Raw genomic sequence first — 15782 nt, 5'->3', positions numbered from 1 at the left:
ACCGACCGCGGACAGCCCATCCCCCATCAACCGACCGCCGTCAGCCGCTCCCCGAAGAACCGCGTCCGGTTCGCGGCCAGCTCCGCCGCCTCGGCCGTCATGCCCCGGTACGCGAAGTGCCCCGCCTTCAGCACCTGGAGTTCACGCTCGCCGGCCAGCGCGTTGTACACGGCGAACTGCCCCGGCGGCGGCACGGACGGGTCGAACAGCGCCGCCGCGACCAGCGTGGGCAGCGTCAGCCGGGTCGCCGCGGTCGCCGCGTCGAAGTAGCGGAGGACCTCCGTGACCTCGGGGTGCTCGCGCTGGTGTGCCCGGACCGCCTCGCCGCTGCCCGCGCAGGGCAGGGGCAGCCGCAGCGGGTGGTTGCCGAAGGTGGGGACCGTGAGCTGGGCCGCGCCGAAGCGGTCGTCCCAGGGCAGCGCGAGGGCCCCGAGCCCGCCGCCGAAGCTCTCGCCCAGATAGCCGAGGCGGGGCCCGCCGGGCTGCCCGGCCTCCGCCAGTTCCGGTACCAGCGCGGTGAGCACGGAGGCGGCGCACCACAGGTCGGCCGCGCAGTCGCCGATGACGTACGACTCGCGGGAGCCGATGCCGTGCAGGACGTGCGCGTCGGCCAGGTCCGGGATGGAGTGGACCCGGCCCCGCTCCCCCATGCCCCGTACGCACGGCAGGATCACGGCGGCCCCGGGCAGCGGCGCCGGCAGGTCGCGGCCGGGCTCCTGGCGGCCGCCGTAACCGTGCCCGACGACGAATCCGTACCGCACGGGCCCCTCGGCGGGCAGGGCGAGCCAGCCGCCGAGCCGGACGCCGCCCACGGAGGTGTAGGTCACGCCGTGGATCCGGAGGCCGTCGCGCTCCTCCTCGACCGGGCCGAGGACCGGCCGCGTGTCGACGGCGCGGGCTCGCGCGAACCGGCCCCGCCAGAAGGCGTCGAAGTCGCCGGGGGCGGACGGGGCGGGGACGCCCAGCAGGGCGTCCGGCGCGTCGTACCCGTAGGCCGGATCGAACGGGAAGTCGTGGGAGAAGGCGACGGATGAGGCCATGCCGCGAGGGTAGACGCCGACCACATCGACGCCGCGCGTGCCCCCGGGCGTCGCCCCCGACGACGAATCGGTCACATCGCCTGTTCTTCCACAAACAGTGCGTTTACGGTTCGACTACAAGGCGCCAGGATGTCGAGCGCGTTGCACGAGTGTGACCCAGCACCCTCTTGCGGATTCCCGAACGACTGGCGCAGAGTGATGTATGCGCTTACAGGCAGCGCATACATCGCGCAGCATCCGGATTGCTCAAGGAGGAGCCCTCCCATGTCCCGCATCGCCAGAACCGCTCCCGCCGGCATAGCGCTCGCGCTCGCCGTGACCCTTTCCGCCTGCGGCTCCTCCGGCGGCGGCGACGTCGCGGCGGACGAGAAGCAGACGCTCACCGTGTGGGCCATGGGGGCCGAGGGCGAGAAGCTCGCCGACGTGGCCGAGGTCTACGAGAAGGCCAACCCGAACATCACGGTGAAGGTGACCCCGATCGGCTGGGACGTCGCCCACCAGAAGCTCGTCTCGGCAGCGGCGGCGGGCACTCTGCCCGACGTGGCGCAGATGGGCGGCAGTTACCTGGGCGAGTTCTCCGAACTCGGAGTGCTGGAGCCGGTGGACACCAAGGTCTTCGACAAGAAGGACTTCTTCCCGGCGGGCTGGGAGCAGGGCGAGGTGGACGGCACCGCCTACGGCGTGCCGTGGTACGTCGACACCCGGGTCCTCTACTACCGCACGGACCTGGCCGAGAAGGCCGGCGTCACCGAGGCTCCGACCGACTGGAAGGGCCTGAAGGACCTGGCGACCGCGTACCAGGAGAAGGCCGGCACGAAGTGGGGGCTGTCCATCCAGCCCAGCGGCCTGGACACCGTGCAGAACTTCTACTCCTTCCTGTACTCGGCGGGCGGCGAGATCGTCAACGACAAGGGCGAGGCCGTCGTCGACAGCCCGGAGGCCGTCAAGGCGCTGAAGGAGTACGGCTCGTACTTCGACAAGGGCCTCTCCAACAAGTCCGTGCAGCCCGGCTACGACGTGGTGAAGGACTTCGGCAACGGCCGGGTCCCGATGTTCTTCGGCGGCCCCTGGCACGTGACGCTCCTCGACGAGGGCCAGCCGCAGATCAAGGGCAAGTGGGCCATCGCACCCGTTCCGGCGGACGCCTCCTCCACCTCCATGGCCGGCGGCTCCTCCCTCGTCGTCTCCAAGGACAGCGAGCACAAGGCCGCGGCCACCGAGTTCATCACGTACCTGACCGACACGAAGGGCCAGGCCGACTGGTACGAGCGGACGAAGGACCTGCCCGCCAACACCTCCGCGTGGGAGTCCGGGACGCTCGCCGACGACGCCGACCTGCAGACCTTCAAGAAGCAGATGGACACCGCCAAGTCCTCGCCGTCCCTGGCCAACTGGTCCGAGATCACCGACAAGGTGGACCAGGCCATCGCCAAGGTGACGCAGGGCAAGGCTTCCGCCGAGGACGCGCTGAAGACCGCGCAGTCCGAGATCGAAGGTCTCGTGAAGCAGTAGCCATGAGCACCACGACCGAGAAGGCCCGAGGGCCCCGGAAGGCCGGGGCCGCACCGTCCCCGGCCACCGGGGGCAGTCGGGGCCGCAAGCCGTCGATGGGCGTGCAGAACGCGGCGGGCTGGCTGTTCTCCACCCCGTTCATCGTCCTGTTCACCGTCTTCATGGCGTTCCCGATCCTCGCCACGCTGGTGATGAGCTTCACGGACTTCGGGCTGCGCAATGTGACGCGCCCGTGGGAAGCGAACTTCATCGGGTTCGAGAACTACGTCAACCTCTTCGGCGACGAGAAGTTCCTCAAGTCCCTCTTCAACACGGGGTACTTCGTCGTCGTCGGCGTGCCGCTGACCATCGGCATCGGGCTGGTCGTCGCCGTCCTGCTGAACAACGGCATCGACCGGGCGCGGACCTTCTTCCGGGTCGGCTTCTACGCCCCGGTGGTCACCACCATCGTCGCGGTGGCCGTGGTCTGGCGGTTCGTCCTCGATCCGAGCGACGGCCTGATCGCGGGCCTCTTCTCCGAAGTCGGCTGGACGGCTCCGGACTTCCTCGGCTCCGAGACGCTGGCGATGCCGTCGCTGATCGTCATGGCGGTCTGGCGGAACGTCGGCACGGTGATGGTGCTGTTCATCGCGGGCCTCCAGGCGATCCCCACCGAGGTGCGGGAGGCCGCGAAGCTCGACGGAGCGAGCGTCTGGCAGGAGTTCCGGGGCATCACGATCCCGCTCCTGCGCCCGACCGTCCTCTACGCCACCGTGATCACGACCATCGGCTACCTCAACGTGTTCGAGGAGCCGTTCGTGATGACCCAGGGCGGTCCGTCCGACTCGACCCTCACGGTCTCGCTGAACATGTACCGCGAAGGGTTCAACTTCTTCCACATGGGCTACGCGAGCGCCATGGCGTACGTCCTCTTCGTGGTGATCATGGGCATCACGGTGCTCCAGCTCCGACTGCTGAAGGACAACACGAAATGAGCGCCACCAGCAGCAAGGCACCGGTCGAGCCGCTGAAGTCCCGGGCCCCGAGGCAGCGGAGCGCCTCGCGCCCCGTCGTCTACACCCTGCTCTCGCTCGGCCTGCTGGTCATGTCGGCGCCCTTCCTCTGGATGGGGCTCTCCGCCTTCAAGACGCAGAGCGAGCTGTCGGCCAGCCCGCCGGTGTGGATCCCCACCGAGTGGACCCTGGAGAACTTCCGGCAGCTGCTCGACAAGCTGGACCTGCCGCTGTACTTCATGAACTCGGTGATCGTGGCGGTCCTGGTGACCGTCTCGAACCTGGTCTTCTGCTCGATGCTCGGCTACGCCCTGGCGAAGCTGAACTTCGTCGGCCGCAACAAGGTCTTCGGCCTGGTGCTCGGCGCGCTGATGGTGCCCGGCAACCTGATGCTGCTGCCGCTGTTCGTGCTGATGAGCAAGCTCCAGCTGATCGACAGCTACGCGGGTCTGGTGCTGCCGTTCGCCGCCGGGGCCTTCGGGGTCTTCCTGATGCGCCAGTTCATGCAGTCGATCCCGGACGAGCTGCTGGAAGCGGCCCGGATGGACGGCGCGAGCGAGTGGTACATCTTCTGGCGGATCGTGATGCCGCTGGTGAAGCCCGCCCTCGCGACCCTGTCGATCTTCACGTTCCTGGGTTCGTGGAACAACTTCGTCTGGCCGCTGATCGCGACCAACGACCCCGACAAATACACCCTCCCGGTGGCCCTGGCCACCTTCGCCACCGACCCCAACAAGGCCGGAGGATCCAACGGGATGCTGATGGCCGGGGCCTTCCTGATCGTGCTGCCGGTGCTGATCGTCTTCATCGCGCTGCAACGGCACTTCACGCAGGGCATCGCCACGGCGGGCATGAAGTAACGCGTCCGCCCGGGCACTTCACGTACGAGGCCGCACCCCACCCCGTTGTCACCGAGCGCGGCCACACCCCTCACCACCACCAGAAAGACATGTCGCGATGACCCACACCCCTGCTTCGGACCAGAAGACCCCCGTCCCGTTCCCCGAGGGCTTCCTCTGGGGCGCGTCCACGGCCGCCCACCAGATCGAGGGCAACAACACCGACAGCGACTGGTGGATCAAGGAGCACGCCGCCGGCACCCACATCGCGGAGCCGAGCCTGGACGCCTGTGACAGCTACCACCGCTGGACCGAGGACATGGACCTGCTGGCCTCCCTCGGCTTCACCGACTACCGCTTCTCCATCGAGTGGGCCCGCATCGAGCCGGTCGAAGGCCGCTTCTCCCGCGCCCAGCTCGCCCACTACCGGCGGATGGTGGAGGGAGCGATCGAGCGCGGCCTGCGCCCGATGGTGACCCTGCACCACTTCACCGTCCCGCAGTGGTTCGAGGCGCGCGGCGGCTGGACGGCCGAGGGCGCGGTGGAGCTGTTCGCGCGGTACGTGGCGGCCTGCGCCCCCGTCATCTCCGAGGGCGTCAGCCACGTCTGCACGATCAACGAGCCGAACATGATCGCCGTGATGGCGGGCCAGGCCAAGCGCGGCGACAACAGCTTCCCGCCCGCCGGCCTGCCCACCCCCGACGACGAGACGACCGCCGCCGTCATCGCCGCCCACCACGCGGCCGTCAAGGAGGTCCGGGCCCTGGACGCGGGCATCCAGGTCGGCTGGACCATCGCCAACCAGGTCTACCAGGCCCTCCCCGGCGCGGAGGACGTCACCGCCGCCTACCGCCACCCGCGCGAGGACGTCTTCATCGAGGCGGCGCGCGGCGACGACTGGATCGGCGTGCAGTCCTACACCCGTACGCGGATCGGCCCCGACGGACCGATCCCGGCGGCCGACGACGTCGAGCGGACGCTGACGTCGTGGGAGTACTACCCGACGGCGGTCGGCGAGGCGCTGCGCCACACGGCCGCCGTGGTGGGCGACGTCCCGCTGATCGTCACGGAGAACGGCATCGCCACCGCCGACGACAGCCGCCGCGTCGACTACTACGCGGGCGCGCTGGACGAGGTCGCCTCCGCGCTGGCCGACGGCATCGACATCCGGGGCTACCTGGCGTGGAGCGCCCTGGACAACTACGAATGGGGCACGTACAGGGCCACGTTCGGATTGATCGCCATCGACTGGGAGACCTTCGAGCGCACCCCGCGCGACTCGGCGAAGTGGCTGGGCTCACTCGGCCGCACCCGCGAACTCCCGCGCACGGCAGCCTGATTCACCCCCGGGGCTGCCCCTCTGTACGGGGAGCCATCTGACGGCTCCCTCGGGGGGCCGGGGGCCGGCGGATCCTGACGACCGCCGGCCCCGGCCCCCCGGCACCAACCCCCGGACGTCCGACGCGACTTCACGTATGCCCCGCGCGACTTCACACGCGCCCGCACACCCCGCATCCCCGCACGACCCCGCATCCCCGCGCGACTTCACACGCGCCCGCACGGCCGAACACCACGACTTGCCCTTCCCCTCCCCCTTCTGCCACCAGGAGCCGGAACGATGGACCGTCGCACGTTTCTCACCGCCGCAGGGACCGGGGCCGCGGCCCTGTCACTCGGAGCCGTAACCGCCCCGGCGGCTGTCGCCGCCCCCGCCGACCCACGCCTTTTGAAGACCTGGTTCCGCGACACGTACCGCTCGATCGAGGCGATGACGACCGACTTCGGCCTCGTCACCGACAAGATCGACCTCAGCGGCCCCGGCGCCCCCGTCCAGTCCGCCCAGACCTCGCCGACCAACATCGGCTGCGGCCTGTGGTCGACGGTCGCCGCCGCGGGCCTCGGTGTGATCCGCGAGAGCACGATGATCCGGGCCCTGACCGCAACCGTCGCCGCCGTCGAGAAACTGGAGCGCCACCACGGCTTCTGGCTCAACTGGTACGACGCGCACGACGGTTCGGTGCTCACCCAGTGGCCGGGCACCGGCGATCCGGTCCGCCCGTTCCTGTCCTCCGTCGACAACGCCTGGCTGGTGACGGGCCTGCGGATAGCCGCCGACGCCGCGCCCCCGCTGCGCCCGCGCATCCACCGCATCCTCGCCACGGCGGACTGGTCGTACTTCTACACCCCCTACGACCCGGCCGACCCGGTCGCGGGCCCCGGCCAGCTGCGCGGCGGCGTGTGGACCGACACGGACGAACCGACCCCGCACCATTACGGAGCGCTCAACACCGAGCCCCGCATGGCCAGTTACCTCGGCATCGCGGACGGCTCCCTTCCCGGCGACCACTACTGGCACCTGCTGCGGACGATGCTGCCGGAGCACGAGCAGGAGCAGAAGCCGGGCGGCGGTCACGTCACGGTCGACGGCGTACGCGTCTGGAACGGGCACTACACCCACCGCGGCCGCAAGGTGGTCCCCACCTGGGGCGGCTCGATGTTCGAGGCGCTGATGGTGCCGCTGTTCGTGCCGGAGCGGCAGTGGTCGCCGCGCGCGTGGGCCGTGACCCACCACCGCTACGTACGCGGCCAGATCGACCACGGCCTGCGGGAGGCGGAGTACGGCTACTGGGGCTTCTCCCCCTCCAACGTCCCCGAGGACGGCTACCAGGAGTACGGGGTCGACGCGCTCGGCATGGCGGTCGACGGCTACGCCTCCAACACCGACCGCACGCACACCACGGACGGCGAACCCCTGCCGCCGCCCTCGGCGTTCACCAACGGCGTCGTCACCCCGCACGCCTCCTTCCTGGCCCTGCCGTACGCGGGCCGGGAGGCGGTGGCCAACCTGCGGGCGCTGGAGCGGGACTTCGGCGCGTACGAGGACGGGCTCGGCTTCCGGGACTCGGTGAACGTGTCCACGGGCCGGGTCAGCGACTTCATGCTCGCCCTGGACCAGGGAATGATCGTCGCGGCCCTCGCCCAGGAGCTGCGCCCCGGCCTGCTCCAGCAGCCGTTCCGCACGGGCGGCTTCCGGTCCCGGGTGCGGCCGCTGCTGGCGAAGGAGCGGTTCTCGATCTGAGGCCGCGGCCGATCTGTTCTTCGTGAGGAGGACATGACGGGCGCCGGCAGCCGGCCCGACGACAGCGCGCTACCGCGCCACAGGGGCCGGCTGCCGGCGCGCGGGGTCACGAGCGACGCGCTGTTCGAGCCGTACCCGGCGGTCCGGCCACTCCTCCGCGGTGATCGAGAAGATCGCGGAGTCCCGCAGCCGGCCGTCCTCGCCCGGAGCCCAGGAGCGGGACCAGTTCCGCAGCACGCCCTCGAACCGGGCACCCGTCGCTTCGATGGCCGCCCGGGAGCGGCCGTTGCGTGCGTCCGTCTTCAGGTCGACCCGTGCCACGCCCCACGTCTCGAACGCGTGCCGGAACATGAGGTACTTGGCCTCGATGTTCGCCCCGGTGCCCTGAGCCGACGCGGCGAGCCAGGTGAATCCGACTTCGATCGCGTACAGACCGTCGCGGTCCGGCCACGCCCGCGGATCCCAGTACGCGGTAGCGCCCAGGACCCTTCCCGACGCCGGGTCCACCTGGGCGTACGGGGCCATCTTCCCGGCGTCCGCGCGGCCGAGCTGGATGTCGACGTACTCCTCGACCTCCGCGGTGGTGGGCACCCAGGTGAACCGGTACGAACTCCGGTCCTCCTCGGCCGCCTCGGCCAGGCCGGCCGCGTGCCGCTGCCCCAGTGGCTCCAGCCGCACGCGCGTGCCCTCCAGAACCGGCCCCTCCAGCGTGAAAGTCATCGATCGCCCATCCCTGTGCCGTCTCACGTCGCGCCTGCCCGGGCCGGAAGGCCCCGGGCGGCAGCGTTGCAGAGTCGTCGCATCGTGTCGCGCGATATTCGCGCCCACGGGCCGGGGAGCCCGTGGCCAACCCGCGTGCGCTTCGGGCGGCTTCCTGACTTCCGGAGGTCGCACGCCGCTTCCAGGCATTCTCCCACGCCGCGCGATGGTCAGGCCGAACCGCTTCGGCCCTGCGCGGCGCCTTCCTCCAGATCGGACCCTTCGGCCTGTCCGCCACCTCACTCAACGGCCGGATCGGGCACGGGATTCAACAGCGAACCCGGGGGCACGCTGAACTCCATGACCCGTGTCCGAAGAAGGAACAGGCGGCGATGCAGGAGATTCCGCCTTCTGCAGGAAATCGACCCGATGGGTCACCCTGGTCATTCTGTCTGGCCATAGGTGAATTCATCGTGTTCGGTACCGTCATCGCTTTCCTGTGCTTGCGGAAGCACGCGCAGGAGGAGCATCAGGCCGTGAGAGGACATTGATATCTACGCGGCCAAGGCTCGGGAAAAGGCGTCCAGCAGATCCCGAGGGGGCTTCCGCCCTCTCCCTCGGGCACACGAAGGGAATGAAGATGCCAGAGCCGCACGTCGGATGGACGATGGAGCAGCGCGCCCTCGTCAAGCGGTACGTCCAGTTCGCAGCCGCATTCGCCGTCATAGGTATCGCCCTTTCCGTTTTTCTGATCGCTTCCGGCAACAGCGGAGGGTGGGGACTGCTGGGGATCATCGGATGCATTTCCATCATTGGCTGCTTTTTCATTCAAAGAGGGAAGAATGGGCGCTCTTGACAGACAGTCAATTCGGCGCGAAATGACCAGGACGGGATCGCCGCATGACCAACGAGAAGGCAACCATAAGCAAGGTCTTCGGGCTCCTGATACTCGCCCTGACTGCGGTCATGGTGATATCAGTCGTCGTCCTGCTGGTCAATGGCGCGAAGTTCGTTCCGGTCATGGCCGCTCCCGCTGTTTTCCTGGTCGTCGGAGCGCTGATGTACAGGTCCGGAAGGAAGTCCGCACAGAGCTCGTAGCATGATCTCGCCGAGGTGTCCTGGTCAGGCGGGACCGGTGTGACGATCCGGCCGTTCAACTACGTGGGGCTCTCGTCGTGCCGTGGGAGAACCGAGCGAACCTTTCGCGGCCTTGTGGCGTCGAAGGTGCGGCAGGCCGCAGGGAGCGGCAGCTGAGGGAGGTCGATTCATGACGGGCGAGCAGACGGTCGGTCGGACGGTGCGCGGAAGGTTCGCGCGGTCCGTGAGTGTGCGGGGGGCGCTCGTGGCGGCGGCCCTGATCATGTCCACGTCCTGTGCTGGGGCGGGCACCACGCAAGATGGTGCGAGCGGTTCCTGCGCCGCGCTGCTCACGTACGAGGGTCACACCTATTTCGGCCACGCGCTCCATCCCCATGACGAAGACGACGGCGACGGCGTCAGGGCGGGCAGACGGCTGGGCACAGGAGTCGTCCCTGGATGTGACGACACTCCCAACGAAGGTGTCCGGAAGCCGACGTCGGAGCCGGTAACCGTGTACGCGATCGAGGGTGTGGACCCTGTCCACGCCGTGACCGTGGACCATCCGGCCGGCGGAACCCTCTACATCGAGGAGGCGTCGAAGAAGACCCTGCCGGAGCTACGGAAACTGATCGAGGCCCAGGAACTGGACACGGCCACCATGTGAGCCGCGTCCGCGGGCGGAGTGCTCTCCTGTCATGAGGAGCGGGTGGGCGCGGGGTGCCGTCCTGCAGGCACCCGCCGAGGACGGGTGGCTCCTCCTGCCCCGGACGCGGGATCGCCGGTGGCTACGGTTTGCGCTCGTCGGTGACCGCGGCGGGCAGGGGCGAGGCGCCGCCGTGCGCGGTGCAGACTTCCTTGCCCCCGTCCTTGATGACCACGCAGGCCCGAGCGGCAGCCGGGTAGGGGGCTTCGACCATGGGTGAGTAGGTGTCCCGGTCGTACGTGATCGCGCGTGCGGCCGAGTGGTCGTGCTGCCCCTCGACCCGCGCCGTGTCCCCGACCCTGCCCTCGGTGATCCTGGCCCACGCGGCTCCGCAGCGGGGGCTGTAGCGCAGCTCCAGGTGGACCTCGTCGACCTTCTCCGCCGCCGCGGTCCACACCCCTATGTGGCACTCCATGCCCTGGGCGTCCTTGTTCCGGCACTCGAAACCAGTGCACTTCGCGGAACTGCCTCGGGGCTTCGGCTCCCCCTGGCTCGCCGGGGCGCCGATGAGCATGCCCGCGAGCAGTCCCGTGGCCATCCCCACGCCGGTCGCGACCCCGACGATGAGGCCCCAGCGTCGACCCCAGCGCCGACGCCGCCGGGGCTCGGGGGCGGAGGCAGGGGCGGGGGTGGTTCGCGGCTCCGGCGGCCGCGCCCCGGGCGATTCCGTCTCCGGGGCCGCGGAGGCCTCCGCGCTCGGGACCGGCTCGGGCTCGGGACCGGTCCTGGGATCCTGGGCGGCTACCGGAGGTACTTCGGAGCCGGCGCCCTCCGGAGTCTTTGGCTCCGGCTGCGACTGGCCGCGCTCGGCGATCTCCAACAGGAGAAGCAGGCGGTCGGGCTTCACCGAGATCGCCTGGGCGAACTCCCGTACCGCCTGCCGGGGCGGAAGCGCCTTGCCGCTGAGGTACCGCCCCCACGACGACTTGCTGTAGCTCGTCCGGTGGGCGAGCGTGGCCAGGGTCATTCCGTGGCGCCGCCGCAGCAGCCGCAGTTGCTCGGTCAGAAGGGCGGCCTCTCCGGGCACCGTCCCGCTCCTGGGTCTCCCAGCCTGTCCCGCCACCACTCGTCCTCCCACGCTGTATCCCCTGGGTGCAGGGCCTGTTGACGTGTCCCGATTCCCATCATGTCCCAACCGTTCCCACCGCTCTACCGGCGTTCCCCTCCCAGCGCGAGCATCTGTTCCGTCACCCCGGCCGGAAGCCGTCCGGACCTGGTCGGTGCCGCCTCCGCCGGGACAGCCGCCGGCGGCCCCGGAAGAGGTCGCGGCGTTCACGCGGAAGGCCCGGGTGAACTGAGCGGAACGCACAAGCACCACAGAACAGGGATCACGTCACACCAATCGAAGGATGAAGATGCGCAGTCGAACCATCGCGTCCCTTGCCGCGACGGCGTCCGCCGCGGCCACCGTCATCGCGATGACCGCCACACCGGCCAACGCCTACGACAAGTTGACCGTCCTGAACAGGGACTCCGCGGTGACGGACCACTGTCCCTGCCGATTCAACGACGCCATCGACGGGACCTACTTCCAGAAGGATGCGGGCGGCGCGGGATCCAAGATCGTCTACGGCAACGCCAGTGGCTACGCGGTGGCGAAGGTCGAGTTCCACCCGTACGACGAGATTCTGCAGATGTACGACGTCGCGAACGACGGCGACGGCCTGTACTACAAGGTGTCCTACGCAGGTGACGGCGGAAAGTGGGGGCTGTACTCGCCTCCGGGCACGTCCAACGCCTGGGACGTCAAGAAGGTGAACCTGGACATCCCGGAGGGCAGAACGGTGACGATCACCATCTACGACGACAAGGCGATGAAGAAGAGGGTCGGCCAGATAACCGGCCGAGCCTGATCCCGAAGGTCGCCCGGCTTCCGGCGACACGGCGACGGCCTCGGCCCACGGCCCGGGCCGTCGCCCGCAGGATCCTCCTTCCGGGGCGGTCCGCGACGACGGCGCATCACCCACCGTCGCGTCGCCGTGCGAGATGCGGGTGCCCCTGAGCGAGGACTGCGTCCACCGCCGCGAGCGTCGGGTCGACGATGTCCCAGCCGTGGGCGGAGGGATGGCCGACGAACAGCCCGCACGCGCCCTCACCCCGGGGGTCGATCGCGCGGCACCAGGCCAGCTCCGCCGGAGTGGCCCGCTCGCCGCTCCAACGGGCCCAGACGGCCGTACGGTTCGCGTCGTTGTCCCACAGCGCTGTCGCGTGGCTGCCGCCATGCTCGGCGGCCAGCTCGCAGAAGAGGTATCCGGCTTCCGGGCGACTGCCACCGGGCGCGGCGAGCCGGATCAGGAACTCCGGGGGTGGCAGCAGGGTTACGGCGGTGCACTGGTTCATGGGGTGGAAAACCTCCGGTCGCCGTCAGGGCGCGTCGGTGTCGGGTACGTCGGGGGCATCGGGCGCACCGAGGGCGTCGCCCTCGGAGACGAGTCGCCGGACCTCGCTGTGGACGTGGTCGGCGATGAGGTCGCCGAGCGGGTCGGTCACGGAGAAGGAGTGCGGCCCGGGGTGGTGGTCGAAGTACGCGCACGTGGTGACCGTGCGGGTTGACAGCTCGCGGAGCACGGCGGGGCAGAGCCGCAGGGTGTCGAACCGGTGCACGCGGTGGGCGCCGGTCCCCGACCAGAGGAACCACAGGTCACGGTCGTCCGGCACGTCCGCAGTCCACAGGTGCGCCGCGTGCTCGGCCGTCTCGTCGTGGTCGGCCAGCTCGCACAGGACGAAGCCCTCCGCCTCCACGACGTCGGGCGGATGCTCGGGCCCGCCTTCCATGGCGGCGAGCGCCAGCAGCGTTTCTGCGTAGGGGACTTGGGCCACGGCGGTGCATTGCAGCACGAGGTCAGGCTCCTTCCGCTTCCGTACGGGGCGGATACGGGTGGTCCCCCGAGGCCGCCGCCACCCACCCGCACAGATCTACGGGCCACGCGCCGAGGGTGACCCCCAGCCCCACGAAGGGGTCGACCACGGTGAGCAGGGCGGGGCGCCCGGATTCCAGTGCGCTCATGGCGTGGTCCTGGCTGCCGTGGTCGCCTGCCCACGCCCGGAGCGCCTCGGGGGCGTCGGAACCGTGGAAAGTCACCGGCCGGACGTCTCGCGCACCGAGCCACGGAGCACCCCGGGCCGGATCGCGCCCGTGCCCGTCCGCCAGGCGCAGGGCCTGCCGCCGGAGCCAGCGGAGGACGAGCCGGCGGTTCGGCAGGGCGACTCCGCCGATCGGGAGAGCCCGGCCGCCGACCGTCACCGTGACGGCCGCGACGTAGTCCAGCACCCTCACACGGCGCGGGCCCGAAGGAGCCGGCTTCACAGCACTTCTCCCCGACTGCGGGCGTTGAGCCGCGCGGTACGGGCCCGAAGCTGCTCCATGAGCAACGCGGGCCGCACATAGCGCGGTTCGACCTCCCACTCACGCCCGCCACCGACCGGCCGCAGGGACCAGTACGGACCGGCGACGCCCCGGAACTCCCCCACGCGGTCACCGCGACTGGTGTCCGCCAGGAGGGTCCCGGGGGCCGGGACGTGCGGGGGTCGCTCCGAATTCGAGCTGACGTTCTCGCCGTACACCGATCGCTCCTCTCTGTAGTCGAATGACTACCGGAAGAACTCAGCGTGGCCTAGCGTGGAGACGTCTTCAACGTTTCGAAGCTGGGGGATACGTTGGTCAACCGCAAGGAAGTGAACCCTGACGGGGGCCCGGAGGCTGCCTACGGAGCACGCCTGCGTAGGGAGCGCGAAGCACGGGGCTGGAAACAGGACGATCTCGGCGCGCGCATCGGCTACACGGGGCGGCATGTTTCCGGGGTCGAATTGTGCCACAAGTCCCCAACTCGCAAATTTGCGATCGCCGTTGACGTAGCGATGAGCTTTACGGGAACCGCTGATTCGTTCGAGCGCGAGTGGCGCAAGATCAAGCACGGGGTGCTGTTGCAAGGCTTCCCGGAGTACGTGGCGTTGGAGGGCCGGGCGGCGGAGATCCGGCTGTTCGAGGTCGGCGTGATCCCGGGGCTGCTCCAGACCCGGGAGTATGCGCAGGCGCTGGCGAGCGGGGCCGTCGACCGAGGAGTCATCACCCCCGAACAGGCCGATCAGCGCGTCTCGTTACTCATGGAGCGCCAAGGTGCGCTGTTACGTACCGTTCCGCCGATGCTGATCGCGGTGCTGGACGAGAGCTGCATCCGCCGCCCGATCGGCAGCGCTGCCGTGATGGACGCTCAGTTGCAGTATCTGGCCGACTTCGCCACGCAGTCCCACACCATGCTGCAGATCGCCCCCTACAGCGTCGGTGAGCAGCGGCCCTTCAATCGGCTGGTGAACCTGCTGACCCTTCAGGACCGGGCCGTGGTCTCCTACGTCGAGTCCGAGACGCAGGGGCATCTGGACCGCGAACTCAGCTCTGTCATCCCGATGGTGAGGGCCTACCATCAGTTGCAGGCCGTGTCTCTGTCGCAGACAGATACCGTGGACATGATCCACCAGCATCGAAAGGGCACCCCGTGACGACCGAATCCACGACCCAGCAGTGGGTCAAGTCCTCCTACAGCGACAACGGCGGTTCGTGCGTCGAGTGGGCCCCGACCACCGCGTCCGCCACCGGCACCGTCCCCGTACGCGACTCGAAGAACCCGGGCGGTCCGGCCCTGGCCGTCGCCGCCGTGGCGTTCTCCTCCTTCGTGGCGGGCATCAAGGCCGGTGGCTTCGACACCACCGTCTGACCGCCGCCGCTGCCACCGCTCCGGCTACGCCCCACCGTGCCTGCACGGCGGGGCGTCCCGCTGTCCGGGGAGAGAACCGGTGCCGGCGGGAACGTCGACCGCTCTCGGCGGCCCGAAGGCGTCCTCATCCCGCGCCCGCCTGCTGTGAGCAAAGCAGTTGCGCTCGTCGGCTTCCGGTCGTCAGGGTGTGATGGTGATCGGAACGGAGATCGAACTCCCCGTCGCGGACGGGGTCCTCTCGGGTGTGGACTTCGGTGGCCACGGTGAGGGGGTGCTGCTGGTCCACGGCAGCGGACAGAACGCCGCCGCCTGGGCGGACGTGGCCTCCCGGCTGGTGAGCGAGTGTCATCCGGTCGCCATCGACCTGCGTGGCCACGGGCAGACCCGGCTCGACTCCACCGGACCCGAGCAGTACTGGCGGGACCTCGGTGGCGTCGTCACCACGCTGGGCTGGGACCACCCCGTGCTGGTGGGCCACTCCACCGGCGGGTACGCGGTGACGGCTGCCACTGCCGGGGGCCTCGTGGAACCGGCCGCCCTCTGCGTCGTGGACGGCGTGGTGCTCGATGACCGCAACGCGTCACTCGCCGAACACGCCGCCGCGCGGACCACCGAGGCGGCGGACCGTTTGCGGGCGATGTTCCGCTACGACTGGGAAGCGGACGACGACCGGATGCGAGCCTACGTCGAGCAGTGCGTGCGGGAGGCCGGAGGGGACTGGCTCAACGCCGGAGCACGGCACGAACTCGTCGAGGAGGTCACGCGGCGCTCTTTCCTGCGCCGCGGCCAGCAGTGGGTACGGCGACCGGCCATCGAGGAAATCGCGGCTGTCACCGCTGTGGAGCCCGGCGCGGAGGTCTTCCCCAGCATCGAGGTGTACGAACGCCTCACCTGTCCGATGACGATCGTGCTGGCCGAGCAGGGTTTCCACGCCTCGCGACGCGACGACGTGCGTGCCGTCGTCGATGCCGCCCCCGGCCGCCGGCTGACCGACATCAGCTCGAACCACAACATCCCCATGACCCGGCCTGCCGACCTCGCCGCGATCATTCTCGACCTGGTGCGAGAGCGAGTTGCGGCATCGGCCGAGAACGTCGGTTGATCCCCGTCCCACCCCTCGAAGGAG

19 protein-coding genes are annotated in these 15782 nt (G+C 69.8%); 12 read left to right on the top strand and 7 right to left on the bottom strand.

Annotation, left to right across the window (positions count from 1 at the left end; all coding sequences use genetic code 11):
- Nucleotides 1–26: 26 nt before the first annotated feature.
- Nucleotides 27–1040: an acetylxylan esterase gene (locus ACIRJT_RS04310; RefSeq protein WP_403904219.1), complete on the bottom strand. Its 1014-nt coding sequence runs from the start codon at nt 1038–1040 to the stop codon at nt 27–29.
- A gap of 264 nt (nt 1041–1304) precedes the next feature.
- On the opposite strand from ACIRJT_RS04310, the gene ACIRJT_RS04305 reads away from it, so the two are divergent.
- From ACIRJT_RS04305 to ACIRJT_RS04285, 5 genes are all read left to right on the top strand, one after another.
- Entirely contained in the window at nt 1305–2552 is a 1248-nt protein-coding gene (locus ACIRJT_RS04305) for a sugar ABC transporter substrate-binding protein (RefSeq protein WP_403904216.1), read from the top strand.
- Nucleotides 2553–2554: 2 nt separating this feature from the next.
- Complete coding sequence (locus tag ACIRJT_RS04300; RefSeq protein ID WP_403904214.1) at nt 2555–3526, top strand: carbohydrate ABC transporter permease; 972 nt, start codon at nt 2555–2557, stop codon at nt 3524–3526.
- The gene (locus ACIRJT_RS04295) at nt 3523–4404 is read left to right on the top strand and encodes a carbohydrate ABC transporter permease (protein WP_403904211.1); all 882 of its coding nucleotides are present in this window, start codon (nt 3523–3525) and stop codon (nt 4402–4404) included. The genes ACIRJT_RS04300 and ACIRJT_RS04295 overlap by 4 nt, the downstream gene beginning before the upstream one ends.
- Nucleotides 4405–4501: 97 nt before the next feature.
- On the top strand, nt 4502–5722 hold the full coding sequence (locus tag ACIRJT_RS04290; protein ID WP_403904209.1) for a glycoside hydrolase family 1 protein: 1221 nt from the start codon (nt 4502–4504) through the stop codon (nt 5720–5722).
- 279 nt (nt 5723–6001) lie between these two features.
- Nucleotides 6002–7462, top strand: a complete 1461-nt coding sequence (locus tag ACIRJT_RS04285) for a glucoamylase family protein (protein WP_403904206.1) — start codon at nt 6002–6004, stop codon at nt 7460–7462.
- Nucleotides 7463–7531: 69 nt separating this feature from the next.
- Here the strand turns inward: ACIRJT_RS04285 and ACIRJT_RS04280 are convergent, their stop codons facing one another.
- Nucleotides 7532–8182: a GNAT family N-acetyltransferase gene (locus ACIRJT_RS04280; protein WP_403904204.1), complete on the bottom strand. Its 651-nt coding sequence runs from the start codon at nt 8180–8182 to the stop codon at nt 7532–7534.
- Nucleotides 8183–8795: 613 nt separating this feature from the next.
- Here ACIRJT_RS04280 and ACIRJT_RS04275 point away from each other — a divergent pair.
- The 3 genes from ACIRJT_RS04275 (at nt 8796) to ACIRJT_RS04265 (ending at nt 9905) form a co-directional block, all read left to right on the top strand.
- Nucleotides 8796–9017 carry a hypothetical protein gene (locus tag ACIRJT_RS04275; protein WP_403904201.1) on the top strand — a complete coding sequence of 74 codons (222 nt, stop codon included), beginning with the start codon at nt 8796–8798 and terminating at the stop codon, nt 9015–9017.
- A 44-nt stretch (nt 9018–9061) separates the two neighbouring features.
- The gene (locus ACIRJT_RS04270) at nt 9062–9259 is read left to right on the top strand and encodes a hypothetical protein (protein ID WP_403904198.1); all 198 of its coding nucleotides are present in this window, start codon (nt 9062–9064) and stop codon (nt 9257–9259) included.
- A 223-nt stretch (nt 9260–9482) separates the two neighbouring features.
- A complete protein-coding gene (locus ACIRJT_RS04265; protein ID WP_403904196.1) occupies nt 9483–9905 on the top strand; it encodes a DUF6281 family protein in 423 nt (140 codons plus the stop codon).
- Between the two features lie 121 nt (nt 9906–10026).
- On the opposite strand, the gene ACIRJT_RS04260 is transcribed toward ACIRJT_RS04265, so the two are convergent.
- Complete coding sequence (locus ACIRJT_RS04260) at nt 10027–10971, bottom strand: helix-turn-helix domain-containing protein (protein ID WP_403904193.1); 945 nt, start codon at nt 10969–10971, stop codon at nt 10027–10029.
- 328 nt (nt 10972–11299) lie between these two features.
- Here ACIRJT_RS04260 and ACIRJT_RS04255 point away from each other — a divergent pair, with 328 nt between their 5' ends.
- On the top strand, nt 11300–11797 hold the full coding sequence (locus ACIRJT_RS04255; protein ID WP_403904191.1) for a hypothetical protein: 498 nt from the start codon (nt 11300–11302) through the stop codon (nt 11795–11797).
- 106 nt (nt 11798–11903) lie between these two features.
- Here ACIRJT_RS04255 and ACIRJT_RS04250 read toward each other — a convergent pair whose 3' ends face one another.
- From ACIRJT_RS04250 to ACIRJT_RS04235, 4 genes are read right to left on the bottom strand one after another with little or no spacing between them, the layout of a single operon-like run.
- Nucleotides 11904–12284, bottom strand: a complete 381-nt coding sequence (locus tag ACIRJT_RS04250; RefSeq protein WP_403904187.1) for a hypothetical protein — start codon at nt 12282–12284, stop codon at nt 11904–11906.
- 24 nt (nt 12285–12308) lie between these two features.
- Nucleotides 12309–12782, bottom strand: a complete 474-nt coding sequence (locus ACIRJT_RS04245; RefSeq protein WP_403904184.1) for a hypothetical protein — start codon at nt 12780–12782, stop codon at nt 12309–12311.
- Nucleotides 12783–12786: 4 nt separating this feature from the next.
- Nucleotides 12787–13251 carry a hypothetical protein gene (locus ACIRJT_RS04240; protein WP_403904181.1) on the bottom strand — a complete coding sequence of 155 codons (465 nt, stop codon included), beginning with the start codon at nt 13249–13251 and terminating at the stop codon, nt 12787–12789.
- A complete protein-coding gene (locus ACIRJT_RS04235; RefSeq protein WP_403904178.1) occupies nt 13248–13508 on the bottom strand; it encodes a hypothetical protein in 261 nt (86 codons plus the stop codon). The genes ACIRJT_RS04240 and ACIRJT_RS04235 overlap by 4 nt, the downstream gene beginning before the upstream one ends.
- A 93-nt stretch (nt 13509–13601) precedes the next feature.
- On the opposite strand from ACIRJT_RS04235, the gene ACIRJT_RS04230 reads away from it, so the two are divergent.
- From ACIRJT_RS04230 to ACIRJT_RS04220, 3 genes are all read left to right on the top strand, one after another.
- Entirely contained in the window at nt 13602–14441 is an 840-nt protein-coding gene (locus ACIRJT_RS04230) for a DUF5753 domain-containing protein (RefSeq protein WP_403904175.1), read from the top strand.
- Nucleotides 14438–14656, top strand: a complete 219-nt coding sequence (locus ACIRJT_RS04225) for a DUF397 domain-containing protein (RefSeq protein ID WP_403904172.1) — start codon at nt 14438–14440, stop codon at nt 14654–14656. The genes ACIRJT_RS04230 and ACIRJT_RS04225 overlap by 4 nt, the downstream gene beginning before the upstream one ends.
- A gap of 193 nt (nt 14657–14849) precedes the next feature.
- The gene (locus tag ACIRJT_RS04220; RefSeq protein ID WP_403904477.1) at nt 14850–15758 is read left to right on the top strand and encodes an alpha/beta fold hydrolase; all 909 of its coding nucleotides are present in this window, start codon (nt 14850–14852) and stop codon (nt 15756–15758) included.
- The last annotated feature ends 24 nt before the right edge of the window (nt 15759–15782 follow it).

It is taken from the genome of Streptomyces sp. NPDC102283 (assembly GCF_044766265.1).
In the GTDB taxonomy this organism is placed as follows: Bacteria; Actinomycetota; Actinomycetes; order Streptomycetales; family Streptomycetaceae; genus Streptomyces.
This window is presented reverse-complemented; position numbering and strand designations above follow the sequence as displayed.

Excerpts from the sequence above, each read along its gene's own strand:
- ACIRJT_RS04310 (WP_403904219.1), bottom strand. The coding sequence starts at position 1,040 with ATGGCCTCATCCGTCGCCTTCTCCCACGACTTCCCGTTCGATCCGGCC.
- ACIRJT_RS04305 (WP_403904216.1), top strand. The coding sequence starts at position 1,305 with ATGTCCCGCATCGCCAGAACCGCTCCCGCCGGCATAGCGCTCGCGCTC.
- ACIRJT_RS04300 (WP_403904214.1), top strand. The coding sequence starts at position 2,555 with ATGAGCACCACGACCGAGAAGGCCCGAGGGCCCCGGAAGGCCGGGGCC.
- ACIRJT_RS04295 (WP_403904211.1), top strand. The coding sequence starts at position 3,523 with ATGAGCGCCACCAGCAGCAAGGCACCGGTCGAGCCGCTGAAGTCCCGG.
- ACIRJT_RS04290 (WP_403904209.1), top strand. The coding sequence starts at position 4,502 with ATGACCCACACCCCTGCTTCGGACCAGAAGACCCCCGTCCCGTTCCCC.
- ACIRJT_RS04285 (WP_403904206.1), top strand. The coding sequence starts at position 6,002 with ATGGACCGTCGCACGTTTCTCACCGCCGCAGGGACCGGGGCCGCGGCC.
- ACIRJT_RS04280 (WP_403904204.1), bottom strand. The coding sequence starts at position 8,182 with ATGACTTTCACGCTGGAGGGGCCGGTTCTGGAGGGCACGCGCGTGCGG.
- ACIRJT_RS04275 (WP_403904201.1), top strand. The coding sequence starts at position 8,796 with ATGAAGATGCCAGAGCCGCACGTCGGATGGACGATGGAGCAGCGCGCC.
- ACIRJT_RS04270 (WP_403904198.1), top strand. The coding sequence starts at position 9,062 with ATGACCAACGAGAAGGCAACCATAAGCAAGGTCTTCGGGCTCCTGATA.
- ACIRJT_RS04255 (WP_403904191.1), top strand. The coding sequence starts at position 11,300 with ATGCGCAGTCGAACCATCGCGTCCCTTGCCGCGACGGCGTCCGCCGCG.
- ACIRJT_RS04250 (WP_403904187.1), bottom strand. The coding sequence starts at position 12,284 with ATGAACCAGTGCACCGCCGTAACCCTGCTGCCACCCCCGGAGTTCCTG.